Below are 10,980 nucleotides of genomic sequence, written 5' to 3' on the forward strand. Positions count from 1 at the left end.
CCCCATTCCCTTTAGATGGTGCATATAAGATCACATCCTCTGTTTTCAACATTTCCTTTATAGCATGACAACATGAAGGCATACGGCACTTCAAGAATGCATGCCGCTTAACTCTCTTGTTCTTGTCTTCTTTCTTGGTATACGCCCCTCAGCTACATCTTAAAACGCACAAAAAAGTTAAAACCCTCCCGATCCGGAAGGTTTCCATTAATCCTGGCTCTTGTTGCAACCAGAAACAAAAAAAGAATGCTCCCGAGAATCAGGAACACCCCATGTATTTCCACGCCTAAAAGTTAGGTCCCCCATCCATGCCCTAGTAAAGTCAATGTATGGGGCGTAGATACGACAATAGCTACACTACAGAGAACCAAGAAGTATAATACTTTTTTTTCGCATTGAGTCGATGCACCTCACTTGAAAGTTTTTTGAATTTCTCTCGCGCTTTGAGATCCGCACAATCTCTATATTGCTCAAAAAGAGTCATACACGTAATGATGTTTTTACCACTGTTCATTATAATAGATAAACTCAAACCTTCTAACAATAGTTTTATTGCAGTTACAGAGTCTTTGCTTTCATTGAAACGATATACCGCAAGATCACTAAGGAATTGAGCGTAGCTCTCTTTCAGAATGGCCTGCTTATACTCACCGAATTTTGTTTTGCCCGATTGGTAGGGTATATATGATGCAAAACGCTTCAGGATGTTATCGATATTCCATCCATACAAATTTGCTGCCTGGACCATGTGCCGTACAGCAATGAATATTTCATTTTCTTGGGACGCTATATAATCGGCGTACTCATACAGTACATCTATTTCTCCGGACATTACGCGATAAAGATAGGTATTGGCAACCGCCCAGTCTGAAAATTGTTTAATGATCTGCCTGGATTCCTCGTCCTTTTCCTGCACCCAACTTTCCCCATCAGCATACAAAGAGACAAATTCTAAAGCTCTATTGTAGTCACTGCATTCTTCACTAGCTGTAGATCGAGCCAAGTAAGCATAAAGAATATAGTAATACAAAGGACGCTCCGTTCGTTTCTGCCCTTCTCCTATTCGCTCAGACCGGCAATGAAAATCATATTGAATAGTTGCGATACGGTGCAATTTCTTAGCTAAGGCATCCACTTTGGCCCATTTATGTACCATACCGAAAACGTGCATCAGCTGCTTTAAGGCTTCAATTTGATCGGCTTCATTGAGACGATTAACGTATAACTCAAATTGAGTTGCCGCGCGAACATTCTCTTCCAGATTATCTCCTAAATCAATAAGAAACAAGCGGTACTGGCTCAGCGCCAACCGTTCAGAGTGCTGATACTTCTCAGCTTCGCTCAAACCTCTATATATAATCCTAGCAGCCTGGGGTTTGTCGTTCCCATACAACTCCTCAGCAATTTCAAAAAGCACAGAAACATAGGATAAGTCATCCAACAAACGGTTTACAATCTGTTCAACACAATCTAAACGATCTAGTTCAGCACAATGAAAAATAAATGGTCGTATGCGCCGTATGGAAATGTCGAAGGAAAAACATTCTTCTATGTAGTCCTTAAAAAAATACTCTTGAGGTAGCCCCATCCCTGCGGTAATAACAACAAGCTGGTTCACAGATATAGGCTTATTGCCCTGTAAGACCCGGCTAAGCGTGCCCGAATTAATTCCGGCTATATCAGCAAATTGCGAACGTTTAATATTGTTGTTTTTCATATAGTGCATTAGTTCATCACGAATAGAATTTGCAGATTCCAAAACACGTCACCTCCTCGTAAGAAACCATAATTTAGGGGTTTATTCCTATATATCACTATATAGTAGTTATGAATCAACCGTCGGTCAACAACGAAAATACGTTATCACGACTTAAATTAGAAAAATCCCCCATAGTAATAGGGATGATAAAAATAAACAAATTGCCAGTTGGCGACCACGGCGAGATCTCAATATAATTAATGAAAAACCACCGGACCATAGTGAAGTGACCCCATAAAGTTAGGCAGGTCATATCATCAGGCAACTTGTTGGGCATGAGCCCGGTAGCGTACGAGATTCATGCCCTTTAGTTTTGCCTTAATGCGTTTGTTGTTGCAAGTAATCGATGTATTTGGATAGCTCTTGTTTAAAATGTGAGACAACACTTTAAAATTCCTCTAAATATAGAAATTTGGATTTCATGATGCCAAAGAAGTTCTCAATGATGGCGTTATCGTAACAGTTACCTTTACGGGACATACTTTGCGTGATACCGCGTTCTTCAAGGGCATGACAATACGGTTTCATCTGATAGTGCCAACCTTGATCCGAATGAATAAGGAGTTAATCCTCATCTGTTAATCGGTGAAATACTTGATTTAACATCGTGGAAACAAGTGAGTAGACTAGTCTTGAACCAATCGTATATGTAATGATTTCTCCATTATCTATATCGAGTATGGGGGATAAATACAATTTTTCTCCGAACAATTTAAACTCTGTAATATCCGTAACCACTTCTCGTTTGGCCATTCAGCGTGGAATTTGCGTTCTAATATATTCGGTGCGATCTTGCCAATTCTCCATTTATACGAACGGTATTTCTTCATACGTACCAAACACTTTAATCCCAACACCTTCATCACACGGAGTCCACGATTGATTAACTCGCCACGAATTCGACAATAACCATAACGTGCCTCATGCTCATTATAAATCGATTCCTTCGATGCAAGAACATTAATGTGGGCCAACGCGTTATATAACTTCAACGAAAACGCTAGTGTTACCCTAACGTGGTTAATCAGTTTAAGTCCTGGGGCAATACCGGTACTGGATAATGATTACTTGTATTCTTTTATCAACTACGGATTGCTAAGTACGGCCATAAATTTGTTTATGCATTGGGTTTTCTTCTATTTCTTTTCTAAAGTATCTGATGCAAAATTTGCGCGTTAGAAAAACAGTACATTGTATTTTCTTCATTGTTGGATATCAGGTCAATTAACCAGAGGTAGATGACTTGTATAATCAAGCACCATACAATCGCACCCCACTTAGCCCGTATACTATATTTACATTTGGTACAATAACACGGAATCAAATCACCAAACGTGGTTCCAGACAGACATGAGTTTTACTTCAAGTGGTGCCTTAGCTGAAACAAATTGTTGCTGAGAATCCATACTACAATGGTCAGACCATTTTCTGCCCATATTAAAAACCCATCATTTGTATAGATGTTTCCGTGCTCACAAATTTCTATTAACTTCTTCCACTTTGAAATCACAGAAAAGCAACCTATCATGGTTGCTTTTCTGCTGATATTATTAGGATCGAAGGGGAGTTAAGCTCATCTTAACAACACATCCGTTTCCACAGGATAGTCGTAGGATTCTAACCCAGTGGATGTTACATCAACAAATGTAATCATAATTTTTTTGTGAATTGATTGAGCTGCTCCGACATAAGATGAATCTCTTCAATGTAAGCTAAAACCTGCTGAGATGACATTGCTTGCTGATCCACGATAGACGCCATATGTTCTATTGAATGACGCATTTCACTCATAGCATCTTCAAGTGTCCTCAATGTATGCTGAATCATATTCGTGGAATGGACTGTTTCATTGGATAACTTCCGTATCTCGTTAGCAACAACGCCGAACCCTCTTCCATGGTCCCCAGCATGTGCCGCCTCAATCGCCGCATTAATGCCTAATAGGTTTGTCTGGTCTGCTACTCTTCTAACGATAGCTAACACCTTGTCCGTTTCATTCACCTGTTCTACCGTCTGATAAGATAGATCACGAAGCTCCTGAGCAGTCCCAGCCATTCCAATCGAGCTATCCGTAACTTGCGAGAGCTGACGGTTAGCTTGCGACAGTGAAAGCGAGATTTGATTGGAAATAAATATTAGTTCAGTCTTCTTCCTAATCTGAACTCCTATGCCTCCAATGACTTTTCCGCTGGAGTCATGTAGTGGTGTAGCTGTCCCAATAAATTCGAATCCGTAAAATTCAGAGGGCACTTCCGCTCTTAAAGTAAGGTTGTCTCGAATGGCCTGAAATAACGGCTCTTCTTGATGTAACTGCTGACCGATCCGTATATGTAAATCGATATTTTCTCCAGGCCAATACGCTACAAACTTCTCTGTATCACAAATCGCAATTGATAAGTCGGCCGGAACTGCCGTCTTAAAAATTGGGATCATTGCAATCGTAGCTTCTAGTGATTTAATGCTATGCATCTTGATGTCGCCCCACTCTGTACGATATGTATAATCTTTTGACAAGTTGCATTAACCTCATACTCCTTCCCTCTCACACTTACTTCCACAAATAAATATAATAATCCTTTTTTAACTAACAACTCTTCCTAAATAGATCTAGGATGGGTCTCCTGTTCGCTTAGTATATCTACTGTCTTCTGACCCTTATCTCAACGATTGCTTAGTCCATCAGTTCCCATTATTTTATTCCAAATAATTGATCTGCTACCACCGTAAACAATTCATCGACAGCTTTACCATCTCGAATTAGTCTTTCTTCCAAACCTAGTATCACCAGCACGGCCAAGCTTCCCTGGGATCCAAATCACTTCACGACCTTGGACTTTTCATATACGCGCCGATACGATTTTATCAAACGAAATCCAATCCCAATCGTCGTCATAGTGAAATTTAATTTCCTTCCGAGAAGTGTTGATTACAGAAACGAGTCCCGTTAACTCCTTAAATTGGTAAGGATCATATAGAGTCAACGTCACCTTTACATGCTGGCGTAGTGATTCAGAGAGAGAAACTCCGATTTGCTGCCATTCTTGCTCATCGATCAGTGGCTTTGCTTTCTTATCAACCTTGGACATATGTTGAGTGTAAGCTTCACGATGCTCAGGCAGTATAATTCGAGAGGACTCAAATAAACCGTTATTACTCAATTTTTTTGACATCACTCTGCCCCCTAGTACTTCGTCCAGTAATCCAGATTTTCGGGTGGTTTGATCGGCTCGCTTTTAGGCTGCTGTTCCCACCCTTGAAGTAATTTAATGGATTCCACTTGCCGCTTATCGTCCCAAATTATAAAGAGCTTATCTTCCAAACTGATTAACGTTTGGGTAATGTCCCTTTCTGACCTCCCGGTTTTGACCATCAATTCTTGCATGGACGGGAACCGTCTTCGCCCAACAGAGTAGTTGTGTAATATCCGGTATATCTTACGTTCTGTATCATCAAGCATAATATCGTCCTTTCAGCATCTTTGCATTGCTAATTATACAGGAACTTATGTTCTTGTTTTAATAGATATTCTTAAAACCATTCAAAATGAATAAAGAGTCAAAAAATTTCTCGTTGTCTGTAAAATGCAACAAAAAAGACCGCTGCTAAAAGCTGCGGTCTTCATATCACTTTTTGAGAAGGATAGCCGGGGTGACATTCCCGGATCTCCAAACCATGATAAATCATGGGGCGCTGGCTGCCTGTTCCAAACCTCAGATCCTTCTCATTAAGTAGTGTATGCATTTAATCGTATTTCTATTATAGAATATCATTTACATTCGTGCAACCTGTTTATCCTACGGAATAGCTGATTTTATCCCTATTATAAGTTATCAGTATGCCTTTATATACCCTCTAGCATTATAATTCGCCCATTTATCCTCTGACATTACGAAAAGTGTCCGAGCGAATAATGTCCCACGTCTAGTCGTTCTAACCGCGACCAAAACCCGATCATTAGCTCCATCCACATAAAATTCTTTGATATATTGAATGGATTGATCTTGAGGATGTAGTGAAACGTAATCAGGCGAATCAATAATATCTTGTAGATAATGTCCATATTTCTGAAAGTCTTCAGGATGCTACTTCTGCATATGGCTAACATTCTGCGGACCACACAGGATATCGAACCCTTCAGAATATGATAATCCCAGCAACTCAATTTCACGTTTCTTTATCTTCCCAATCTTATCAGGTGACAATCAGTCTCCTCCTTCCTCCTCTGATTCGCTTTCATCAGACTCATCATCGAAAAATTTACTTATAAGTCCATACTCTACTTTTGAATGCTGTAGAAGCTCGTCCTTCTCAACAGCAGCTAAATCCCTCATCATTTCCATATTTGTTTCAGCGCCATTCTTAGTTCGTAGACGAAATTTGTGATTAACAGCCAGACCAGTAACGTTGTCATTCTTGTATAGAAACGGACTTTCAAATACAACGACATCCTCGATTTCCAACTCACTAACCCCATAAAGATCTGAATGGGTTAGATTATGCCTGTGGCCAACTAAAACTCCGTCGTTACTTCTCTTGGTGATAATAAATAGAAAATTGGTTTTAGGTTTATCCAATTTCACTTCTTTAGACCGCTGATCCAAGCCCCAATGAAAGATATGGTACACGTTTATAATCGAACCATATACGGCGGACAGCCGCCCCACAGATTGGATCAGATCATCAAGCAAAGCCTGATTATCAACCTTATGTTTTTTCTTTGGTTGAATGTGTACAAATGTGTCTGTATATGGGATTAGAAAAGTTGTATTGGATTTCTTATGATCTCTGGTTCTGTAAATTAATCCTTCATCCACGAGTTTCTTTATCCAGTTATCAATGGTTCGAGTTTGAACATCGAAATAGTTCGCAATAGTTTGAACACTATGCCAACTAGTTCCTTCTTCGTTGCCGGAAACAAATCCAAAATATAGATACAGCCTTAAAGCGCCTTCATCCAATTCCTTTAATATTCCTTTTTCCTTAAACGATCGGAATAAGGCAAAGAAAGGAGCATTCATATTGGAATTATTTATTCTCCAGCTTTTATAATGTTTACGCAGTTCATCCAGTTCGTCGTCTCCATTAGATGATAATGTGCGAATGGGTATCCGAGGCATCCATATTTCTCCTTTGCTAACTTGCTGAACGTAGTGTAGCACGAAGTAAAATACACCGTCTACTTCATAACTAGAATACTATTTCCATTCCTCGTTGCGTCGTAACGCTACAAAATGTGCGCTAACTTTCGTACAAATAATAAGAAATACTATAATATGAGTAATAATAAAGAAGTTAATAAACACATAAGAGGCGACACGTCTCCAACTTTCGTATCAAAACATTATTTCATTTTTTTTTGATTAAGATCACAAAACGAAAAAAGTCAGCTGAAAGCGCTGACTTTTCGGGGATCCAAATTGGCAATAATTCTTATGTAACTCACTCAGATCGAATTGATTTTTCTTACTTGGCCTGTTGAAGGGTCATTCTATCCTCCTGTTTATTAATTATTTCAACTCCTTATAAGAGTGGAAACCCTTGATAAACATATTTTCTGTACTACCTACTTTATAAGTATTAAGTTGATCATTAGCAATATTGGAGTATAATACTACATCAGACCAGCCTTCATACCAAACACCCTTTTTGATTCCTTTTGCTTTATCAGAGTAATCAGAAGGATCGAAGTTATCCATAGAGAATTGACTCATGTCATTAGATTGGATTACACGGAATTTAAATTTAGTCCGAATAAACGTAGACCCGTCTTTACGATAAATCATAGACTGCTCAGGGAAAGCATATCCTTCTGTGATAATTTTATTCTTTTTAACATGATCAACGAAATTATAAGAATTAGTAGTACTAGGAGTCTTAGCATAACCAAGCAAGTAAAGAACTTTATTGTAGTATCCTTGTTTAGTGACTGTACGATAATCTACATTTAAAGCCAAATCATAGTAGTTCTTTACATTCATAGCAATCCGGTCAGCATTTTCTTTGTACAACTTCCCAGAAGAGAAGTAGCCCTTAGAAGATATTGTTGACCCTATTGCGGTTACAGAGCGCAATTTTTTCAGATACACAAGTTGAGATACATCTTCCATCAGGATCCAGTCGGAAGAATTTTGAGTGTCACTCTTAATACGACCCCAATCATCCAGGTTTACTTGTCCGGCTTTGCTTGTAGCTTGGAAAGTTTCACTTTCGATTTTGATAGCATAAGCATCTTTATCCCAAGTTACTTTAGAATCCAAGTTTTCACTTACATAACGCAAAGGTACCAGTGTGCGACCTTCTACTTGAACGGCTTGTTTACCGTCTACTTTCAATGTTAGAGATTTACCTTCTTTGTTGATTGTTACAATTTTAGTTTTGTTGTTCCACAATACTTCTGCACCCAACTTCTCACTTACGAAACGCAAAGGTACCATTGTTGTACCTGTAGATGTGATGTATGGTTCAGCGTCTGGGAAGCTTTGTTTGTAGCCATCTACTACAACATCAATAGGGACAGCTGCACTTGCGAAAACTGCGAACGAACTTACAACTGTAGCCGTTACCATCATAGACATCAGTACTTTCTTAAAGATATGTACCAACTCCTCTAAATTAGTTTATTTTATAATTACTCCGAAATACTTTTAAATTTCAGGTATCGTATACTTTGATTCTAAACAGCTAAGACCACTTTTACTTAAGACGTATGAATGCTTTTATTCATTACTACTACCTCTCTCGTTTTCATATTCTCTAATAATCTTGTAAAAAGTATTCTTCTTCAGATCGAGTTTCTTCATAAATTCTACAGCCGAAAGCTCATTATTCTTCCAGGGCTTATAGTTCGCATCCAGTATGCCCCTTTGTCCTGGTGAAAGAGTATTTAGATTAATTTGCGGCCGCCCCAAGTGCCGCCCTTTTTTCTTGGCCTCAGCAATTCCTTCAGCCTGCGCCTGCTTGATCCCCTTACGTTCTTCTTCAGCCAACCAACTCAGGATCTGAAGCACCAGATCCATAATGAGCTGCCCGATCCCCTCTAGTTCTTCGTACTTTCTGGTATCCAAAATGGGAATGTCGATCACCACAACGTGGATTTTTGCATCGATCAACCATTGCCATTCTTTCAGAATCTCCTGCTTGTTACGGCCAAACCTATTTATGGATTTTACAAATAAGGTGTCGCCCTCTCGAAGTACACGTTTTAATAACTGATACTCCGGACGGTCAAAATTCTTGCCGCTAACCTTATCAACAAAAATATATTCCTCTGGGATACCTTGTTCCCGCAATACCGTTAATTGCCGATCCTCATTCTGTTCTTTGGTGGAAACCCTGGCATATCCGTATATTCTCGTACGTGTTCTCATAATCAACTCCTTGTTTGTTTGAAAAGGTTTTAACATAAAAAAAAACGTTTATAAAAACAAATCAATACCTTTAGGTATTTACGAAACTCTAATTTCCTACTCTCCTTAAAGGTATACCTTTGCGGACTGTATTCATGATGCCTACTTAAATAGCGGGCAGTAAAAATAGCAAAAAGATAGAGAGAAATAAATCAACAGCAGCCGGATATTCAGGCTGCTGTTTTCAACTAACGAGCGAAAATCTTTTAAAGGATATATATCTTGCATTCAATCGGAATAAGCAGCACCATTAAAGCTTTCCATTCCTATACGTATTGCTTCCGAAGTACTAAATAAAAAGAATGTGTAAATCAGTTCACCAGAAGGAGGAGTTGGAACGTTGGTATCCGTTGCGGTAATATTTAAAGCTTGAAAAGTACCAGTCGAAGTTATCGGATATATAGCAAAAGCAACGATAGTATCCTCTGGTGTTGTACCTCGTACTATAGCGATGACTGCTACTGAGTCTGGATCAGGAGGGGTAGCAAATTGTAACTCGGCAATCCCATTTAGTATGACTCGAATAGCGCCTGTGCTTCCCGCCGTATTAAGACCAATATCCCCCACTGCTGTAGGGATAGAAGCTGGGAGAGTGACTGATATAGATCCTCCATAGCTAGCATTTTGGCTTGATCGTGCATCAAGAAATTGAGTCATATAGAATACACCTCCAATCATGTTCTGGACTTGTAGTTTTGGATTAATCAGAAACATGCGCACATACGTTAATCATTGTGCGTAAGATATAAAGGACACCTCTCTACCCATCAGTATTAAGCTGGTGGGCTTTTTTGTTCAAGTTATATTGTATTCACAGCTCCCAGCTATGGCGCGGGCTAAACTAACGGGAAACGATAGCTCAAAAATAATAAGGCAGCCGATCAAAGTGATCAACTGCTGTTCTCAACTAGTGGGCTTACAATAGAGATCGTTGCAGAAAATGCTGACGATCCTTTTTTGTATGAGCTTCTTTGTATTTTGAATGTGCATTTCTCTTATAAGCACCCATGCCAGAAAATAGAATCGTCTGTTTTGAAATATATAGAGTCTGTTTCTATTGTGTTGTGTCCGGCTCTAACCTCAAATATCTTACTAATGCCCTTGATCATCTCATAAACCTGATCAATTCGCCTAAGATTCGCCGATTCATTTTCTTCCAGCTCCCTGGCTTTGCGCCATAGATACTGATTAAAGAGCATCAGATCCGCGCAGTGGCTTTCTATACCTTGTTTTTCCATAACAGACCAATATAGTTCTACATCTGCCCCATCCTCTTGCCAGTAGGCTTCTATTATAGGCATAAACCGTTCTGCAAGTCCGTTGAAGTATAATCGGTACCGTTCTTCCTGTTCGATCCATTGGCGCTCTGTAGAGCGTTTGAACGGCTCTACAAAGTCACTTCTACTAAGCTTATAGCATGTAAGATACTCAGCATCACTTAAATTACCGATCGGGCTGCGAAATATAAAAACGTCACCTTGCCGGGCAACACCCACAGTTTTTCCTTCATATCCAGGTACGTGATCGCTGACCCGCACAATGATTTTTTCATTTAACATAGCTGGCTCACTCCCTCATGGATGTATGTTACCAAATATACACATCCCATTCACATTTACCTTTATTACAAAGGTATTTGATTGTTTGAGAATTGACCGATAGTAAATTTTTGTATATATTTGTAATATTATGGGGACAAAAAAATGCCGGGTCTCACACCTTTGACTCCATGAATATGTGAGATATGGAGGGATTATATTGCAAGAAAATGAAGAGGTTTTCTTACTGTCAGATAACAATCATGTTCTGGATAAA

9 protein-coding genes and 2 pseudogenes are annotated in these 10,980 nt (G+C 39.2%); all 11 read right to left on the reverse strand.

Features of this window, described 5'->3' with window-relative positions; translation table 11 throughout:
- Window positions 1–352: 352 nt before the first annotated feature.
- Window positions 353–1,759 (reverse strand): helix-turn-helix domain-containing protein, encoded by a 1,407-nt coding sequence (locus WFI24_RS31800; RefSeq protein WP_336765806.1) that lies wholly within the window; start codon window positions 1,757–1,759, stop codon window positions 353–355.
- 257 nt (window positions 1,760–2,016) lie between these two features.
- A pseudogene (locus tag WFI24_RS31805) lies at window positions 2,017–2,700 on the reverse strand (IS3 family transposase); the annotation flags it as partial.
- Window positions 2,701–3,409: 709 nt separating this feature from the next.
- Window positions 3,410–4,273: a methyl-accepting chemotaxis protein gene (locus WFI24_RS31810; protein WP_336765807.1), complete on the reverse strand. Its 864-nt coding sequence runs from the start codon at window positions 4,271–4,273 to the stop codon at window positions 3,410–3,412.
- A gap of 323 nt (window positions 4,274–4,596) precedes the next feature.
- A complete protein-coding gene (locus WFI24_RS31815) occupies window positions 4,597–4,929 on the reverse strand; it encodes a YolD-like family protein (protein WP_336765809.1) in 333 nt (110 codons plus the stop codon).
- Window positions 4,930–4,940: 11 nt separating this feature from the next.
- On the reverse strand, window positions 4,941–5,216 hold the full coding sequence (locus WFI24_RS31820) for a hypothetical protein (RefSeq protein WP_336765810.1): 276 nt from the start codon (window positions 5,214–5,216) through the stop codon (window positions 4,941–4,943).
- A gap of 373 nt (window positions 5,217–5,589) precedes the next feature.
- A pseudogene (locus tag WFI24_RS31825) lies at window positions 5,590–5,826 on the reverse strand (PBECR2 nuclease fold domain-containing protein); the annotation flags it as partial.
- 135 nt (window positions 5,827–5,961) lie between these two features.
- Window positions 5,962–6,876: a helix-turn-helix domain-containing protein gene (locus WFI24_RS31830; protein ID WP_336765811.1), complete on the reverse strand. Its 915-nt coding sequence runs from the start codon at window positions 6,874–6,876 to the stop codon at window positions 5,962–5,964.
- A gap of 390 nt (window positions 6,877–7,266) precedes the next feature.
- Window positions 7,267–8,334 carry a copper amine oxidase N-terminal domain-containing protein gene (locus tag WFI24_RS31835; protein ID WP_336765812.1) on the reverse strand — a complete coding sequence of 356 codons (1,068 nt, stop codon included), beginning with the start codon at window positions 8,332–8,334 and terminating at the stop codon, window positions 7,267–7,269.
- 141 nt (window positions 8,335–8,475) lie between these two features.
- Window positions 8,476–9,126, reverse strand: coding sequence for a recombinase family protein (locus WFI24_RS31840; RefSeq protein WP_336765813.1), 651 nt, complete (start codon window positions 9,124–9,126; stop codon window positions 8,476–8,478).
- A gap of 267 nt (window positions 9,127–9,393) precedes the next feature.
- A complete protein-coding gene (locus tag WFI24_RS31845) occupies window positions 9,394–9,822 on the reverse strand; it encodes a hypothetical protein (protein WP_336765814.1) in 429 nt (142 codons plus the stop codon).
- A gap of 338 nt (window positions 9,823–10,160) precedes the next feature.
- A complete protein-coding gene (locus WFI24_RS31850; protein WP_336765815.1) occupies window positions 10,161–10,724 on the reverse strand; it encodes a hypothetical protein in 564 nt (187 codons plus the stop codon).
- Window positions 10,725–10,980: the final 256 nt, after the last annotated feature.

The organism is Paenibacillus sp. USHLN196, assembly GCF_037144955.1.
Taxonomy (GTDB): domain Bacteria; phylum Bacillota; class Bacilli; order Paenibacillales; family Paenibacillaceae; genus Paenibacillus; species Paenibacillus xylanexedens_C.

What these genes read in the sequence shown, in the direction of transcription:
- WFI24_RS31840 (WP_336765813.1), bottom strand. Translation starts at nt 9,126, where the DNA reads ATGAGAACACGTACGAGAATATACGGATATGCCAGGGTTTCCACCAAA.
- WFI24_RS31815 (WP_336765809.1), bottom strand. Translation starts at nt 4,929, where the DNA reads ATGTCAAAAAAATTGAGTAATAACGGTTTATTTGAGTCCTCTCGAATT.
- WFI24_RS31845 (WP_336765814.1), bottom strand. Translation starts at nt 9,822, where the DNA reads ATGACTCAATTTCTTGATGCACGATCAAGCCAAAATGCTAGCTATGGA.
- WFI24_RS31830 (WP_336765811.1), bottom strand. Translation starts at nt 6,876, where the DNA reads ATGCCTCGGATACCCATTCGCACATTATCATCTAATGGAGACGACGAA.
- WFI24_RS31850 (WP_336765815.1), bottom strand. Translation starts at nt 10,724, where the DNA reads ATGTTAAATGAAAAAATCATTGTGCGGGTCAGCGATCACGTACCTGGA.
- WFI24_RS31835 (WP_336765812.1), bottom strand. Translation starts at nt 8,334, where the DNA reads ATGTCTATGATGGTAACGGCTACAGTTGTAAGTTCGTTCGCAGTTTTC.
- WFI24_RS31820 (WP_336765810.1), bottom strand. Translation starts at nt 5,216, where the DNA reads ATGCTTGATGATACAGAACGTAAGATATACCGGATATTACACAACTAC.